Here is a 15,789-nt window from a genome sequence, read left to right as displayed (position 1 = left end):
CGGCCTTCCGCCGTCGACCCATCGGGCTCCGTCAGCCCCAGCCGCTAGGGTGTGGGCTGTCCGAGACGTACCGCCGCCGCCCGAGCACCGCCTGAGCACCGCGGCCACGTCCCCACCGTCCAGCGAACCGGGGCCGACACCTCGATGTCCGTGCACAGCCAGCGGGCGGCGGAGCACCAGGCCGCCCACCCCGAATTCCCGAGGCACGTCGTCACCGCCGTGCTCGTCTCGCACGACGGCGAACGCTGGCTGCCCGACGTCCTCGGCGGCCTGCTCGGACAGACCCGGCCCGTCCAGGACGTCATCGCCGCGGACACCGGCAGCGCGGACTCCTCCGCCACCCTCGTCGGCGAGGCCCTCGGCGCCGAGCGCGTGCTGCACCTCGCCCGCCGCACCGGCTTCGGCACGGCCGTCGCCGAGGCCGCCCGCACCGCCCCCAAGCTCACGCCCGACGACCTCCCCTACCTCAAGCGGCCCCCTGCCTGGGACCCCGTCACCCGCACGTGGGACACCAGCACCTACGACCTGCCCGAGCTGCCGCACGGCGAGCCCGTGCACTGGCTCTGGCTCCTCCACGACGACGCCGCGCCCGAGCCCGACGCCCTCGCCGAGCTGCTGCGGCAGGCCGACGCCAGCCCCTCCGCCGCCATCGTCGGCGCCAAGCACCGCGGCTGGTACGACCGCAGGCAGCTCCTGGAGGCCGGCGTCTCCATCGCCCCCAGCGGCAGGCGCTGGACCGGCCTTGACCGCCGCGAGCAGGACCAGGGCCAGCACGACCAGGTCCGTCCCGTGCTGTCCGTCTCCACCGCCGGCATGCTCATCCGCCGCGACGTCTTCGAGCGGCTGGGCGGCTTCGACCGCCGCCTGCCCCTGATGCGCGACGACGTCGACCTGTGCTGGCGCGCCCAGGCCGCCGGGCACCGCGTCCTGGTCGCCCCCGCCGCCGTCCTGCGGCACGCCGAGGCCGCCTCCCGCGAGCGCCGCGGCATCGACTGCGCCGGCCGCCTCGGCGGCAGCCCGCACCGCGTCGACAAGGCCGCCGCCGCCTACGCCCTGCTGGTGAACGCCCGTGGCCGCGCGCTGCCCTGGATCCTCTTCCGCCTCGTCCTGGGCACCCTGCTGCGCATCCTCGCCTACCTCGTCGGCAAGCTCCCCGGCCGCGCGCTCGACGAGGCCGCCGGCCTGCTGAGCACCCTGCTGATGCCCGGCCGGATCGCCGCGGCCCGCCGCCGCAGGCGCCGCACCGCCGACCCCCGCACCGACCCCGCCGACCTGCGGCCCCTCTTCCCCCCGCCGCTGGCCACCCTGCGCACCACCGTCGAGCAGGTCTTCAGCAACCTCTCCGGCCGCTCCGAACCCGCCTCCTCCGGCGGCGGGCGGCACGGCGCCGTCGAGTCCGGGCCCACCGACGACGAGGCCGACTCCCTCGAGATCGAGCAGTTCGCCCGCCTGAAGCGGCTTGCCCGCCGCCCCGGCCCGATGCTCTTCCTCGGCCTCGCCCTCGCCTCCCTCCTGGCCTGCCGCGACCTCATCGGCGGCGGCTCCCTCCTGGGCGGCTCCCTGCTGCCCGCCCCCGCCGAGGCCGGCGCCCTCTGGGACCGGTACGCGAGCACCTGGCAGCCCGTCGGCACCGGCGGCACCGAGACCGGGCCGCCCTACCTCGGCCTCCTGGCCCTGCTGTCCACCGTCCTGCTCGGCTCCACCGACCTGGCCCTGACCCTGCTGCTCGCCGGCTGCGTCCCGCTCGCCGGCGCCAGCGCTTACTTCTCCTCCCGCCCCCTGGTCGCCTCCCGGCTGCTGCGGGCCTGGGGCTCGGTCGCCTACGCCTTCCTGCCCGCCGTCACCGGCGCCGTCGCCGGCGGTCGCATCGGCACCGCCGTCCTCGCCGTGCTCCTGCCCCCGCTGGCCCGCACCGCCGTCTCCGCCGCCGGGTACGCCGGGCAGGAGGGCCGCGGCTCCTGGCGCGCCACCTGGGCCTGCGCCCTGCTGCTGACGGCCGGCACCGCGTTCACCCCCGCCATCTGGCCGCTGGCCGTCCTGCTCGCTGCCTGCGCCGTCGCCCTGCCCCTGGCCGACGCGGCCACCCTGGCCCGCGCCAAGGCCGCCCGGCTGGGCGCCGTCGTCCTCACCCCCCTCGTGGTGCTCGCGCCCTGGTCGCTGTCGGTGCTCTTCAGCCCCGGCGACTTCCTCGCCGAGCCCGGCCTGCCCTTCGAGACCGCGCAGGCCGGGCCGTTCGAGCTGCTGAACGCCAACCCCGGCGGCCCCGGCACCCCCGCGACCTGGCTGCTGACGGGCGTTCTGCTGGCCGCGCTCGGCGGTCTCCTGCGCCGCGAGCGCCGCACCGCGCTGACCGCCGCCTGGATCACCGCGGGCGCTGCCCTGGCGTTCGCCGTCTGGGCCGACGCCGACACCGGCCGCTGGGCCGGCCCCGCCACCCTCGTCGGCGGGCTCGCCCTGCTGAGCGCCGCCGTCCTCGGCGCCGACGGCGCCCGCTTCCGCGTCGCCGCGCAGAGCTTCGGCTGGCGCCAGCCCGCCGCCGCCGCCGTGGCCGCCGCCGCGGTGGCCGGACCGCTGCTGGCCGCCGCCGGGTGGGTCCTGGGCGGCGCCGACGGGCCGCTGGAGCGCGGCAGCGCCGTGCAGGTCCCGGCCTTCGTCGCCGCCGAGGGCACCACCCGCGACCAGGCCCGCACCCTCGTCCTCGCAGGCGGCGAGGGCGGCGACGCCCCGGCCGGCCGCCTCTCCTACGCGCTCGTGCGCGGCTCGGGCGCCCGCCTCGGCGACGCCGAGCTGACCGGCCTGGTCGGGGAGAACGACGGCCTCAGCCGCACCGTGGGCGAGCTGACCGCCGGCTCGGGCGCCGACCAGACCGTCGCGCTGGCCGGGTTCGCCGTCCGCTACATCCTGGTCCTCGAAGGCACCCCGGCCGAGGTGCAGCGCGTGCTGGACACCACGCCCGGACTGCTGCGGCTCAGCCAGGAGGACGGCGGCGCGCTGTGGCGGGTGGACCGCGAGATCTCCCGCGTCTCCGTCGTTCCCCCCGCCGGCGAGGCGGCCGAGGGGGGCGCCTCCGGCGAGACCCCCGAGGCGCTGCCGGTCCCGGCCGGGGCCGTGGAGGTCCACGCCGACCTGCCCGAGGGGCCCGAGGGCCGCGTCCTGCGGCTGGCCGACGCCGCCTCCTCCGGCTGGCGCGCCACGCTCGACGGCGGGCCCCTGACGCCCGTCACCCTCGACGGCTGGGCCCAGGGCTTCGAACTCCCCCCGGGCGGCGGGCGGTTGGACGTGACGTACGACACGCCCCTCACCCACACCCTGTGGGTGTGGCTCCAGGGCTTCGCCCTGCTGGTCCTGTGCGTGCTGGCCCTGCCGGGCCGGCGCGGCGAGCTGGACGACGACCTGCCCGAGGAGGAGCGGCCCGTCCCGGCCGCCGCGCCCACCGGCCGCCGCGCCCGCCGCGAGGCCGCAGCCGCCTCCGCCGGCGCGGCCCCGGCGCCCTCCGAGGTCCTTGCCGACGCGTACGGCACGGTCCCCGCCCAGGGCGTTCCCGCGCCGCCGTCCCCGGCACCGCCGGGGTACGCCCCGGGTTACGCCGGACAGCAGGCCGACCCGTCGGACTACGCCGGTCGGCAGGCGGACGTTCCGGACTACGCCGGGCAGCAGGTCGACGCCGCGGGCTACGCGGCGCGGCAGGCGGACGCGGGGGAGTACGCCGGTGGGCACGCCGACGCGTCGGAGTACGGCGGGGGGCATACGGGCGTTCCGGATTACGCGGCCCAGCAGGCGGACGGTCCGGACTATGCCGGTCGGCACGCCGACGCGCCGGATTACGCCGGGCAGCAGGCGGACGTTCCCGGTTACGCCGGGCAGCAGGGCGACGCGGGGGAGTACGCCGGGCAGCAGCCCTACCCGGAGGACTACGACTACCAGCAGCCGTACCAGCCGATCCCGCAGCAGCCGCCCTACGGCACCTGGGACGACCAGCCCTACGACTACCCCGCCGACTACTCCTCCGATCACCCCGCCGACCGCGGCGACGGGAGCAGCCCCCGATGAACAGCGCCCCCCGCTCCCTGCTCGTCGCCGTCCTCGCGCTGGCCGCGCTCACCGGCCTGGCCGGCCTGCGCCCCGGCGAGGCCGGCGAGGTCGCTGCGCCGGACCAGGGCCCGCCCCGGCCGGTCGAGCGCGTCACGCTCACCTGCCCCCGGCCCACCGGATCCGACACGGCCACCACCTGGTACACGGCCTACACCCCGCCGGGCGAGGGCTCCGGCGAGGACGGGGACGGCGAGGAGCCCTCGGCGTTCCTGCTGCCCGCCCCCGAGTACGTCCCCGGCACCGAGACGCCGCCCGCCGGGGGCGAGGACGCCGAGGAGAACGCCCCGGAGCAGGAGGAGCAGGAGGGGGCGGCCGAGCCGTTCCTCGCGCTGGGCGAGCCAGGCGCCCCCGCCACCGCCCGGGTCGGGGACGCGGACGCGCCCGCGCTGGCCGGCACCGCGCACGGCGCCCTGGCCCCCGGCTGGACCGTGCAGCAGTCCACCAGCGTCCCCTCCGGGCCGGGCCGCGGCCTGCTCGGCACCTCCTGCCAGGCCCCGGACACGCAGTTCTGGTTCGCGGGCGCCAGCACCGCCGACTCCCGCGCCGACTACGTCCACCTCACCAACCCGGACGAGGAGGCCACCGTCGTCGACATCGACCTCTACGGCGCCGAGGGCCGGCTGACCGCCGACGCCGGGCAGGGCATCACCGTCCCCGGCGGCGCCTCCGTCCCCGTCCGGCTCTCCACGCTGGGCGCAGGGACGCACGACGACCTCGCCGTCCGCGTCACGGCCCGCACCGGCCGCATCGGCGCCCAGGTCGAGGCCGTGGACGAGGCGCTCGGCGCCGACTGGCTCCCCCCGGCCGCCGCCCCCGCAGGGACCGCCGTGCTGCCCGGCATCCCGGCCGAGGCCCGCTCCGTGCGGCTGGTCGTGTTCGTGCCGGGCGAGGAGGACGCCACGCTCGACGTCGGCCTCGCGAGCCCCTCTGGCACCCTGACCCCGGCCGGGTTCGAGACCGTCTCGGTGCGGGCCGGCTCCCTCACCTCCGTGGACCTGCGCAACGTCACCCAGGGCGAGGCCGGCTCCCTGATCCTCACCCCCTCCGACGAGTCCCGGGCCGTCCCGCTGGCCGCCGCGGCGCTGGTCACGATCGGCGACGGGGAGGAGGCCGCCCGGGAGCTGGCGTTCATCCCGGCGACGCCCGCCGTCGAGCGCCGCGCCACGGTGACGGGGAACACCGCATCGGGCACCACCCTGTCCCTGACCGCCCCCGGCGAGGCCGCCGAGGTGGACGTCACCCTCTCCGCCGGCACGGACGGCGGCGAGCCCGTCACGGAGTCCTACACCGTCCCGGCGGGCTCCACGCTGGCCGTCACGCCCGAGCCGCCCGAGGGCACCTCCGGGTTCTACTCCCTGACCGTCGAGACCCGGGGCGGCACGGTGCACGCGGCCAGGACCCTGACCTCGGGGGAGGGCGGCGACACCTCGCTGACCATCCAGACCCTCCCCGACGACCGCTCGGCGGTCTCCGTCCCCGAGACGGAGCAGGACCTGTCCGTCCTCACCCGCTGAGCCCGCCGGGGCGCGTGAGCCCGCCGGGGCGCGCGGCCCGGGGCGGCGCGGGCCGTCAGTCCTGCCCGTACTTCGGGTCCACCGACTCCGGGGCCAGGCCCAGGAGTTCGGCCGCCTGCTCCACGCACACCTCGTGGACGAGCTGCGCGCACTCCTCGCGGTCCCGGGCGCGCAGCTCCACCGGCCGCCGGTAGACCACGACCCGGTCCGGCCGCCCGCGCCGCGCCCGCACGACCCCGCCCAGCGGCACCCCGTCCGGCGAGGCCCCCGCCTCCGCCCCGCCCGTGAGCCACGGCACCTCCTGCACCTCGAACTCCACCCCGGCCAGCTGCGGCAGCCGGCGCCGCAGCCGCTCGGCCGAGTCGTTCACCAGGGAGTCGAAGGTGTCGGCGCGGGAGAGCGCCAGCGGCACCTGCGGCGGCGCGAGGGGACCGCGCATGCCGCGGCCGTGCCGGTCGCGGTGCCTGCGGGGCCCGGCAGGGCCCGGCGAGGCGGGGGGGACGCTGCTGGATGTGTCCATCGCATCCGACCATAGAGGACGGGAGCCCCTCCGGTGACCGGGGCGGGTTCGTCGCCCGTCTCACGCCCGCACGACACGGTCGCCGGCCGCCTCGTGCCGTTCCTTCGCCTCCCGCTCAGGAGTGCGGTACGGTCCGACATCGTGAGCCCCGTCCGCCGCTGTTCGCGCACCGCGTGCGCCCGCCCCGCCGTGGCGACGCTGACCTACGTCTACGCGGACTCCACCGCCGTTCTCGGGCCGCTCGCCACCTACGCGGAGCCGCACTGCTACGACCTGTGCGCCGAGCACTCCGAGCGGCTCACCGCCCCCCGCGGCTGGGAGGTGGTCCGGCTCGCCGTCGACCCCGCCGCCGCCCGGCACACCGCCGACGACCTGGAGGCGCTCGCCGACGCGGTCCGCGAGGCCGCCCGCACCCCGCCGCGCCAGGAAGCCCCGCGCGGCGCCGACCCGATGGAGGTGGCCCGCCGCGGCCACCTGCGGATTCTCCGCTCGCCCGAGCCCTGACGGGACGCCGGAAACGCGGCGGCTACGCTGAGAAGGCGCGCTCCAGACAGCACCCGCCGCCCGCCTTTCCGCTCTCACACACCCTCAGGACTTCGAGACAAGGGGTTAGCCGTGCCGGATCTGTCCCAGATCGTGAAGGCGTACGACATCCGCGGCGTGGTCCCGGACCAGTGGGACGAGGGCCTCGCCGAGCTGTTCGGCGCGGCCTTCGCGGAGGTCACCTCCGCCGCGGCCATCGTCGTCGGACACGACATGCGTCCCTCCTCGCCCGGCCTCTCCCGCGCCTTCGGCCGCGGCGCGGCGGCCCGCGGCGCGGACGTCACCGAGATCGGCCTGTGCTCCACCGACCAGCTGTACTACGCCAGCGGCGCGCTGAACCTGCCCGGCGCGATGTTCACCGCCAGCCACAACCCGGCCCAGTACAACGGCATCAAGATGTGCCGGGCCGGCGCCGCCCCCGTCGGCCAGGACACCGGCCTGGCCGAGATCCGCGCCCTGGTCGAACGCTGGGCCGAGGAGGGCGCGCCCGCCCCCGCCGACCGCCCGGGCGTCCTCGGTACGCGCGACACCCTCGGCGACTACGCCCAGCACCTGCGTTCGCTGGTGGACCTCTCCGGCATCCGCCGCCTGAAGGTCACCGTGGACGCGGGCAACGGCATGGGCGGCCACACCGTCCCCACCGTGCTGGAGGGGCTGCCGGTCGACCTGGACCCGATGTACTTCGAGCTGGACGGCACCTTCCCCAACCACGAGGCCAACCCCATCGACCCGGCCAACATCGTCGACCTCCAGGCCCGCGTCCGGGCCACCGGCGCCGACATCGGGCTGGCCTTCGACGGGGACGCCGACCGCTGCTTCGTGGTCGACGAGCGCGGCGAGCCCGTCCCGCCCTCCGCCATCACCGCGCTGGTCGCCGCCCGCGAGCTGGCCAAGGACCCCGGCGCGGTCGTCATCCACAACCTCATCACCTCCCGCTCCGTCCCCGAGGTGGTCCGGGAGCACGGCGGCACCCCCGTGCGCACGCGCGTGGGCCACTCGTTCATCAAGGCCGAAATGGCCCGCACCGGCGCGATCTTCGGCGGCGAGCACTCGGCGCACTACTACTTCCGCGACTTCTGGAACGCCGACACCGGCATGCTCGCCGCGCTGCACGTCCTGGCCGCGCTCGGCGGGCAGGACCGCCCGCTCTCCGAGCTGGTGGCCGAGTACGACCGCTACGCCGCCTCCGGGGAGATCAACAGCCGCGTCGCCGACCAGCGGGGCCGCGCCGAGGCCGTGCGCGCCGCGTTCGCCGACCGGCCCGGCACCACCCTCGACGAGCTGGACGGCCTCACGGTCACGGCCGAGGACTGGTGGTTCAACCTGCGCGCCTCCAACACCGAGCCGCTGCTGCGGCTGAACATCGAGGCCCGCGACGCCGCGACCGTCGAGAAGCTCCGCGACGAGGTGCTGGCCATCGTCCGCGCCTGACCGGCGTCGGTCCCACCCACAGCCCCGCGACACCCACCGCCACCCCGGCCCCGATGCCGGGGTGGCGCGCCTGCGGGTAGGGTGACCGTCGACAGCCGTCACGCCGGAGGGACGCCATGCCGCCGCTCGTCGAAGCCGCTCTGCTCGACATCCTCGCCTGCCCGGTGTGCCACGCGCCGCTCCGCGAGGAGACCACCGACCAGCGGCTGGTGTGCACCGCGGACACCTGCGCCCTGGCCTACCCCGTGCAGGACGGCATCCCCGTGCTGCTCGCGGACGAGGCCCGCCGGAGCGGCTGAGCGCCGCACCCCCCGGCCGCCTCCCGCGTCGGCCCGCCCGGCCCTTTCCGGCCTCCGGAGTTCCCATGATCGACGAAACGCTGCTCGACGCGCCGGAGGCCCTCCTCCGCGCCGACGCGCGTGGCCTGCTGCGGGCCGCCGCCGCCTCGGGCGCCCACGTCCGCACCGCCGCGCGCGCCGCCGAGGAGTCCCCGCTGGCCCGCCTCGCGCCCGAGGGCCGCCCCGGCACCCTGCTCCTGGCCGGCCCCGGGCCCGCCGCGCCGCTGGCCGCGGACCTGCTGAGCGCCCTCGTCCAGGACACCGTCCGCATCGCGCGCCTCGCGCCCGAGGGCCCCTCCGCCGACCCGGCCGCCCTCGGCTGGCCGCTGCCCCGCTGGGCCGGCCCTCTGGACCTGCTGCTGCTGGCCACCGCCGACGGCACCGAGCCCGGCCTGGTCCTGCTGCTGGAGAACGCCTTCCGCCGCGGCCTGTCCGTGGCCACCGTCGCCCCCGAGGGCTCGCCCCTGGCCGAGGCCACCGCCCGCCGCCGCAACCTCGTCCTGCCCCACGCGCCCGCCCCCTTCCACGAGCCGCCCGCGCACCCCGCCGCCCCCGGCCCGGCCTGGGCGCTGGTCACCCCGCTGCTGCTGCTCGGCGGGCGCCTCGGCCTCTTCCCGGCCGGGGCCGAGGACGTCGAGGCCCTGGCCGCCCGGCTCGACGCCGCGGCCGAGCGCTGCGGGCCCTCCACCCGCACCCACGACAACCCCGCCAAAGGCCTGGCCGCCCACCTCGCCGCCGACCTCCCGCTGCTGTGGAGCACCGGCGGCGTCGCCTGGGCCGCCGCCCGGCATGCGGCCACCACCCTCACCGCCCTCGCGGGACGGCCCGCGCTCGCCGCCGCGCTGCCCACCGCCCCGGCCGAGCACGCCGCGCTCCTCGGAGGCAGCCTCACCCCCGCCGGGGACCCCGACGACTTCTTCCGCGACCGCGTGGACGAGCCCGTCCCGCTGCGCGCCCGCGTCGTCCTGCTGCGCGACCCCGGCCCGGAGGACGCCCCGCCCGGCGCCGCGCCCCACCCGGCCGACCTGGCCCGCGACCAGGCACTCGCCCAGGGCGCCGCCGTCCACGAGCTGGACGCCGGGGGAGACGGAACGCCCCTGGTCACGGCCGCCGGCCTGCTGGCCCAACTCGACTTCACCGCCGTCTACCTGGCCCTGGCCACCACCCCGTAGCCGTGCGGCCGGCCCCCGCCCCGGCCGTTGCCCCGCCGCCTCGCCGGGCGCCCGGCCATCGCCGCGGCCCGGTCGCCGCCGACCTGATACGCCCCCACACGCACGCCCCCACACGCACGCCCGCCGGACCCGTACCGCCGGAAGAAGCCGCACACCGGAGTAGCCGCACGATGGACCGCCTGCACAACACCGTGAAGACCTACGCCTGGGGCTCCGCCACCGCCATCCCCGGCCTGCTGGGCACCCCGCCGACCGGCGAGCCCCAGGCCGAGCTGTGGATGGGCGCCCACCCCGCCGGGCCCTCCCGCGTCGACCGGGGCGGCGGGCCGCTCAGCCTCGCCGACGCCATCGCCGCCGACCCGCGCGGCGAACTCGGCGCCGCCACCGTCGACGCCCTCGGCCCGCGCCTGCCGTTCCTCCTCAAGGTCCTCGCCGCCGACGCGCCCCTCTCCCTCCAGACTCACCCGGACCGCGAACGCGCCCGCGCCGGCTACGCCGAGGAGGAGGCCCTCGGCATCCCCCTGGACGCCCCGCACCGCAACTACCGCGACGCCAACCACAAGCCCGAACTCGTCTGCGCCCTCACCCCGTTCGAGGGCCTGTGCGGCTTCCGGCCCGTCGCCGAGGCCGCCGGCGTCCTGGAGGAGCTGGGCGTCGGCTCCCTCAAGCCCTACGCCGACCTCCTGCGCGCCCGGCCCGAGGACGCCGCCCTGCGCGAGGTCGTCACCGCCGTCCTGACCGCCGAACCCGCCGCCATGGCCGAGACCGTCGCCCGCGCCGCCGAGGCCGCCGACCGGCTCGGCGGCGCGTTCGCCCCCTACGCCGCCCTGGCCCGGCACTACCCCGGCGACCCCGGCGTCATCGCCGCCATGCTGCTCAACCCCGTGCGCCTGGAGCCCGGCGAGGCCCTCTACCTGGGGGCCGGCGTGCCGCACGCCTACCTGCGCGGCCTGGGCGTGGAGATCATGGCCAACTCCGACAACGTCCTGCGCTGCGGCCTCACCCCCAAGCACGTCGACGTCCCCGAACTCCTGCGCGTCGTCCGCTTCGAGGCCACCGAGCCCGGCCTCCTGCGGCCCGTGCCCGCCGCCGACGGCAGCGGCGAGGAGGTCTACCCCACGCCCGCCGAGGACTTCCGCCTCGCCCGCCACGTGCTCGCCCCCGGCTCCGCGCCGCGCGAACTGCCCGCCGGCTCCGCGCAGATCCTGCTGTGCACCGACGGGCGGATCACCCTGCGCGCCCCGGGACCCGGCGGCGCGGACGGCACCGAACTGGCCCTGGAACGCGGGCGGTCGGCGTTCGTGCCCGCGTCCGAGCACGTCACCGCCTCGGGCCCCGGCACCCTCTTCCGCGCGACCGCCGGCCTGGCCTAGCCGAAATCGGCCAGGATCCCCGGTCCGCCTTGAGCGGCCCCCGGGGGCCCGGTGTACATTCGGCGGCGAAGTCAACGTCGCTGCTGATGGCAGTCGGGCGCCCTCCGGGGCCGTCCCGGCCGAGGGGTAAGAAGGCCCTCCGACGGATCGCGAACGGCCGGACGCCGCCTGCCCGCACCCTGGGAGGGCCGCGCCCGCCTCTCGCATCCTGTCCGCCAATGCCTCGCTGTGAGGAGCAGCCCGTCATGACTACGAGCGCTACCGCTCAGGACTTCAAGGTCGCCGACCTCTCGCTCGCCGAGTTCGGCCGCAAGGAGATCACCCTCGCCGAGCACGAGATGCCCGGCCTGATGGCGATCCGCAGGGAGTACGCCGAGGCCCAGCCGCTCGCCGGCGCCCGGGTCACCGGCTCCCTGCACATGACCGTCCAGACCGCCGTGCTGATCGAGACCCTCGTCGCCCTCGGCGCCCGGGTCCGCTGGGCCTCCTGCAACATCTTCTCCACCCAGGACCACGCCGCCGCCGCCATCGCCGCGGCCGGCATCCCGGTCTTCGCCTGGAAGGGCGAGACCCTGGAGGAGTACTGGTGGTGCACCGAGCAGGCCCTGACCTGGCCGGACGCTCCCTCCGGCGGCCCGAACATGATCCTCGACGACGGCGGCGACGCCACCCTGCTGGTGCACAACGGCGCCCAGTACGAGAAGGACGGCCGGGTCCCCGACCCCGCCGGCGCCGAGAACGACGAGCACCGGGTCATCCTGGAGCTGCTCACCCGCACGCTGGCCGAGACGCCGCAGAAGTGGACGCAGCTCGCCGCCGACATCCGCGGCGTCACCGAGGAGACCACCACCGGCGTTCACCGCCTGTACGAGATGTTCCGCGCCGGTACCCTGCTCTTCCCGGCGATCAACGTGAACGACTCCGTCACCAAGTCGAAGTTCGACAACAAGTACGGCTGTCGCCACTCCCTCGTCGACGGCATCAACCGCGCCACCGACGTCCTCATCGGCGGCAAGGTCGCGGTGGTCTTCGGCTACGGCGACGTCGGCAAGGGCTGCGCCGAGTCCCTGCGCGGCCAGGGCGCCCGGGTCATCGTCACCGAGATCGACCCGATCTGCGCCCTCCAGGCCGCCATGGACGGCTACCAGGTCGCCCGCCTGGAGGACGTCGTCGAGACCGCCGACATCTTCATCACGGCCACCGGCAACAAGGACATCATCACCGCCGCCGACATGGCCCGGATGAAGCACCAGGCGATCGTCGGCAACATCGGCCACTTCGACAACGAGATCGACATGGCCGGCCTGGCGAAGATCCCCGGCATCGTCCGCGACGAGATCAAGCCCCAGGTCCACACCTGGACCTTCCCCGACGGGCACAACATCATCGTGCTCTCGGAGGGCCGCCTCCTCAACCTGGGCAACGCCACCGGGCACCCGTCGTTCGTCATGTCGAACAGCTTCGCCAACCAGACCATCGCCCAGATCGAGCTGTTCACCAAGACCAGCGAGTACCCCACCGGGGTCTACACGATCCCCAAGCACCTGGACGAGAAGGTCGCCCGGCTTCACCTGGACGCCCTCGGCGTGCGCCTGACCGAGCTGACGCCCGACCAGGCCGCCTACCTCGGCATCCCGGCCGAGGGCCCCTACAAGCCCGACCACTACCGCTACTGATCCACCCCCGTCCGGCCGTCGGCCCCGGCGGCCGGGCGGGCCACCTCCCCTCACCGAATTCACCGATGCCGCGCGGCCGTTACACCACCCCCGAGGGCCAGGAGCGCTTCCAGTGCGCCCCGGGCCCCACGGGCTGGCGCTACGTCTCGGAGACCGTCGGCCCCGACGGCGCCCCGACGGGCTCCCTCGACCTCACCCTCGACGCCCTCGGCCGGCCCGTGCGCCTGCACCTGCGCACCGCCGACTGGCAGGTGCGCGGCGGCACCCTCGACGGACTGAGCTGGGTCCGGATGGCCGCCGACGGAGCGGACGCCCGGGAGGGCAACGCCCCCGCGCACGCCTTCGCCGGGACCTCCCCGGCCTTCCTCGTCGCCATGGCCCACCTCCTGCGCCTGAGCGCCCCCGGCGCCTCGGCCCGCCTGCGGCTCGCCGACTTCGCCCCGCCCGCCCTCGCACCCCGCACCCGCGAGGAGGGGTGGACCCTGGCCGGCCGCGAGACCCACCACGCGGAGGACGGCCGCACCCTGGCCGTGGACACCTACCACGTCGACGACCTGGAGACCGGCGAGCGCCGCACCCTCCACCTCTCCGGCGACGTGATCCTCGCCGCCCCCGGCATCGAACTGGAGGAGCTGGACACCCCGCCCTCCACCCTCAGGACGGCGGAGTGAACCCGCCGCCCCCCGCGGGCGGCCCCTGCGGCGGCGGCCCGGAGGGCCGTTCCCCGGCCGGCGGCACGTACGGCGGCGCGGGCGCCCCAGGCATCCCCGGCGGCACCGCGCCATCGGGCCAGGCCGGACCACCGGGAGGCACCGGCGCGCCGGGTATCCCCTGAGGAGGGCCCAGCGTCGCCCCGGGTATCACCGGACCCGCCGGCCCGGCGGGCATTCCGCCGCCCAAAGGACCGGCCGCCGCGCCCCGGCCGAAGGCCCGCTCCGCCTCCCGGCGCTGGCGCTCGGCCGCCACCCCGCTCAGATACGCCGCCGGGTGCATCCCGGCCGGCGCGGGCGTCCCCACCCGCCCCATCACGTCCTCGGCCAGCCGCACCGCCATCGACCAGGCCACCTGCGCGTCCAGCTGCCCCAGCCGCGAGAGGAACTGCCGCACCGCCAGCCACAGCCCGTCCGGCACCCGCGACAGATCGAGCGACGCGAACTGCCCCGCCACCATCGGCGGAGGCGGCGGCAGCGGCGCCGATCGCCCGGCCGGGATCCGCTCCCGCACCACCAGCGTTCCCGCGAACACGTCCCCCAGACGGCGCCCCTCCGCCGACACCAGCGACGCGATGCAGGCCACCGACCCCAGCGTCGCCAGGATCTCGATGAACCCGATCGCCCCCCGCACCAGCGCGTGCCGGAAGCGGATCGGCCCGCCGTCGGCCCGCACCACCCGCAGCCCGAACGCCAGCTTCCCCAGCGAACGCCCCCGGCTCAGCGTCTCGACCGCGATCGGCCCGCCGACCAGCAGCAGCAGAACCAGCGCCACCTGCACGGCCATCGTCGCCGCCGTCCCCAGCGAGAGCACCGTGCTCAGCAGCACCACCGACAGCAGCAGGTACCCGCCGAGAATGACCACCAGATCCAGAGCGATGGCCATCGCCCGGCTCGGCAGCCGCGCGGGCTGAAGCCCGAGCACCACCGCATCGCCTGTGACCAAGTGACTCATCAGCTGACCCGCCGCTCCTCGAACGCGATTCCGCCTGTGCCCACCAGTCTGTCACCGGGGTCTGACAAGCTCTCCCCATGGACCTCGACGTGTTCGTCGCAGCCCACCGACCGGAGTGGGACCGGCTCGACACCCTCCTCCGGCTCCGGCGCCGTCTCACCGGCGAGGAGGCGGACGAGCTGGTCACCCTCTACCGGCGCACCGCCACCCACCTCTCCCAGCTCCAGTCCTCGGCGCCCGACCCCGCGCTCACCAGCCGCCTGACCACCCTGGTCGCCCGCGCCCGCAGCACCGTCGTCGGCACCCGCCGCGCCACCTGGCGCGACGCCGTCACCTTCTTCACCGCCGGCTTCCCCGCGGCCTGCTACCGCGCCCGGCACTGGTGGGTCCCCACCGCCCTCCTCTTCACCGTCCTGGTGGCGTGCCTCGGCTGGTGGATCGCGGAGAGCCCCGAGGTCCGCGCCGCCATGGCCGCCCCCGAGGACCTGCGCGAGATGACCCGCCCCGGCGGGGCCTACGAGACCTATTACTCCAGCAGCCCCGCCGCCGCCTTCTCCGCCCAGGTCTGGACGAACAACGCCCAGGTCGCCGCCATGTCCCTGGCCTTCGGTGCCTTCCTGGGCCTGCCCGTCCTGTGGGTCCTGCTCCAGAACGCCCTCAACGTGGCGGTCGGCGTCGGCCTGATGGCCTCGGCGGGCCGCCTGGACGTCTTCCTCGGCCTGATCCTCCCGCACGGACTCCTGGAGCTGACCGCCGTGTTCGTCGCCGGAGGCACCGGGCTCCGCCTCGGCTGGACCGTCATCGACCCGGGGCCGCGCACCCGCCTCTCCGCCCTCGCCGAAGAAGGCCGCGCGGCGCTCGGCATGGCCATCGGCCTCGCCGCGGTCCTCCTGCTCTCCGGAGCCATTGAGGGCTTCGTCACACCCTCCGGCCTCCCGACCTGGGCGCGCATCGCCATCGGCGTCGCCGCCGAACTCGCCTTCCTCGCCTACGTCTTCATCCTGGGCCGCCGCGCGGCACAGGCCGGCGAGACCGGCGACGTGGCCGCGGGCGACCGACCTGCGGAAACGCCCGTGGCCGCGTGACCCCGGCCACCGCGAGTTGACGCCCCGGCCACCGGGCCGTAATGTTGCTCGAGCTGCCACCAAGCCGCCGCGCCCATCGGGGCCGACGGATGGCAGGTGGAAGCACCGCCAACACTCTCTTTCAGTTCCAGGCCCGTGAGGGTCTCTTTCGGCGTGCTGCCGGGAGGCCGGATTTGTTTTCCGGTGGGGATTGCTTCTAGAGTGGTGGCACACCGAAGGGAAGCCGCCGGGAACGTGAGTTCCGGGTGAGTGTCCGTTCCTTGAGAACTCAACAGCGTGCTTTTGGATAGTCAACGCCAAGTTTTTTGTTTTGCTTATGGATCATTCACGGAGAGTTTGATCCTGGCTCAGGACGAACGCTGGCGGCGTGCTTAACACAT

General features: G+C 76.2%; 12 protein-coding genes. 10 read left to right on the top strand and 2 right to left on the bottom strand.

Annotated elements, in window-relative coordinates:
* Positions 1-144 precede the first annotated feature (144 nt).
* Positions 145-4,050, top strand: a complete 3,906-nt coding sequence (locus RM780_RS25255) for a glycosyltransferase family 2 protein (RefSeq protein WP_311633206.1) — start codon at positions 145-147, stop codon at positions 4,048-4,050.
* Entirely contained in the window at positions 4,047-5,606 is a 1,560-nt protein-coding gene (locus tag RM780_RS25250; protein ID WP_311633205.1) for a DUF5719 family protein, read from the top strand. Before RM780_RS25255 ends, RM780_RS25250 begins: the two co-directional genes overlap by 4 nt.
* Before the next feature lie 55 nt (positions 5,607-5,661).
* Here the strand turns inward: RM780_RS25250 and RM780_RS25245 are convergent, their stop codons facing one another.
* Entirely contained in the window at positions 5,662-6,126 is a 465-nt protein-coding gene (locus RM780_RS25245; protein ID WP_311633204.1) for a metallopeptidase family protein, read from the bottom strand.
* 141 nt (positions 6,127-6,267) lie between these two features.
* Between RM780_RS25245 and RM780_RS25240 the strand changes: the two genes are divergently transcribed.
* The 7 genes from RM780_RS25240 to RM780_RS25210 all read left to right on the top strand — a co-directional run bounded on the left by RM780_RS25240 (position 6,268) and on the right by RM780_RS25210 (position 13,330).
* On the top strand, positions 6,268-6,630 hold the full coding sequence (locus RM780_RS25240) for a DUF3499 domain-containing protein (protein WP_311633203.1): 363 nt from the start codon (positions 6,268-6,270) through the stop codon (positions 6,628-6,630).
* A 111-nt stretch (positions 6,631-6,741) separates the two neighbouring features.
* The gene (locus RM780_RS25235; RefSeq protein WP_311633202.1) at positions 6,742-8,100 is read left to right on the top strand and encodes a phosphomannomutase/phosphoglucomutase; all 1,359 of its coding nucleotides are present in this window, start codon (positions 6,742-6,744) and stop codon (positions 8,098-8,100) included.
* A 116-nt stretch (positions 8,101-8,216) separates the two neighbouring features.
* Positions 8,217-8,399 carry a Trm112 family protein gene (locus RM780_RS25230; protein WP_311633201.1) on the top strand — a complete coding sequence of 61 codons (183 nt, stop codon included), beginning with the start codon at positions 8,217-8,219 and terminating at the stop codon, positions 8,397-8,399.
* Between the two features lie 65 nt (positions 8,400-8,464).
* Positions 8,465-9,610, top strand: a complete 1,146-nt coding sequence (locus tag RM780_RS25225) for an SIS domain-containing protein (protein WP_311633200.1) — start codon at positions 8,465-8,467, stop codon at positions 9,608-9,610.
* A 170-nt stretch (positions 9,611-9,780) separates the two neighbouring features.
* Positions 9,781-10,983 carry a mannose-6-phosphate isomerase, class I gene (gene manA / locus RM780_RS25220; protein WP_311633199.1) on the top strand — a complete coding sequence of 401 codons (1,203 nt, stop codon included), beginning with the start codon at positions 9,781-9,783 and terminating at the stop codon, positions 10,981-10,983.
* A gap of 245 nt (positions 10,984-11,228) precedes the next feature.
* Entirely contained in the window at positions 11,229-12,659 is a 1,431-nt protein-coding gene (gene ahcY / locus RM780_RS25215) for an adenosylhomocysteinase (protein ID WP_311633198.1), read from the top strand.
* 65 nt (positions 12,660-12,724) lie between these two features.
* Entirely contained in the window at positions 12,725-13,330 is a 606-nt protein-coding gene (locus RM780_RS25210) for a hypothetical protein (RefSeq protein ID WP_311633197.1), read from the top strand.
* Here RM780_RS25210 and RM780_RS25205 read toward each other — a convergent pair.
* Positions 13,314-14,324 carry an RDD family protein gene (locus RM780_RS25205; protein ID WP_311633196.1) on the bottom strand — a complete coding sequence of 337 codons (1,011 nt, stop codon included), beginning with the start codon at positions 14,322-14,324 and terminating at the stop codon, positions 13,314-13,316. The two genes, RM780_RS25210 and RM780_RS25205, sit on opposite strands and share 17 nt — an antisense overlap.
* Before the next feature lie 77 nt (positions 14,325-14,401).
* Here RM780_RS25205 and RM780_RS25200 point away from each other — a divergent pair, with 77 nt between their 5' ends.
* Positions 14,402-15,409 carry a stage II sporulation protein M gene (locus RM780_RS25200; RefSeq protein ID WP_311633195.1) on the top strand — a complete coding sequence of 336 codons (1,008 nt, stop codon included), beginning with the start codon at positions 14,402-14,404 and terminating at the stop codon, positions 15,407-15,409.
* Positions 15,410-15,789 lie beyond the last annotated feature (380 nt).

It is taken from the genome of Streptomyces boetiae (assembly GCF_031845405.1).
In the GTDB taxonomy this organism is placed as follows: Bacteria; Actinomycetota; Actinomycetes; order Streptomycetales; family Streptomycetaceae; genus Streptomyces; species Streptomyces boetiae.
This window is presented reverse-complemented; position numbering and strand designations above follow the sequence as displayed.

What these genes read in the sequence shown, in the direction of transcription:
- RM780_RS25205 (WP_311633196.1), bottom strand. Translation starts at nt 14,324, where the DNA reads ATGAGTCACTTGGTCACAGGCGATGCGGTGGTGCTCGGGCTTCAGCCC.
- RM780_RS25230 (WP_311633201.1), top strand. Translation starts at nt 8,217, where the DNA reads ATGCCGCCGCTCGTCGAAGCCGCTCTGCTCGACATCCTCGCCTGCCCG.
- RM780_RS25200 (WP_311633195.1), top strand. Translation starts at nt 14,402, where the DNA reads ATGGACCTCGACGTGTTCGTCGCAGCCCACCGACCGGAGTGGGACCGG.
- ahcY (WP_311633198.1), top strand. Translation starts at nt 11,229, where the DNA reads ATGACTACGAGCGCTACCGCTCAGGACTTCAAGGTCGCCGACCTCTCG.
- RM780_RS25250 (WP_311633205.1), top strand. Translation starts at nt 4,047, where the DNA reads ATGAACAGCGCCCCCCGCTCCCTGCTCGTCGCCGTCCTCGCGCTGGCC.
- RM780_RS25210 (WP_311633197.1), top strand. Translation starts at nt 12,725, where the DNA reads ATGCCGCGCGGCCGTTACACCACCCCCGAGGGCCAGGAGCGCTTCCAG.
- RM780_RS25255 (WP_311633206.1), top strand. Translation starts at nt 145, where the DNA reads ATGTCCGTGCACAGCCAGCGGGCGGCGGAGCACCAGGCCGCCCACCCC.
- manA (WP_311633199.1), top strand. Translation starts at nt 9,781, where the DNA reads ATGGACCGCCTGCACAACACCGTGAAGACCTACGCCTGGGGCTCCGCC.
- RM780_RS25225 (WP_311633200.1), top strand. Translation starts at nt 8,465, where the DNA reads ATGATCGACGAAACGCTGCTCGACGCGCCGGAGGCCCTCCTCCGCGCC.
- RM780_RS25245 (WP_311633204.1), bottom strand. Translation starts at nt 6,126, where the DNA reads ATGGACACATCCAGCAGCGTCCCCCCCGCCTCGCCGGGCCCTGCCGGG.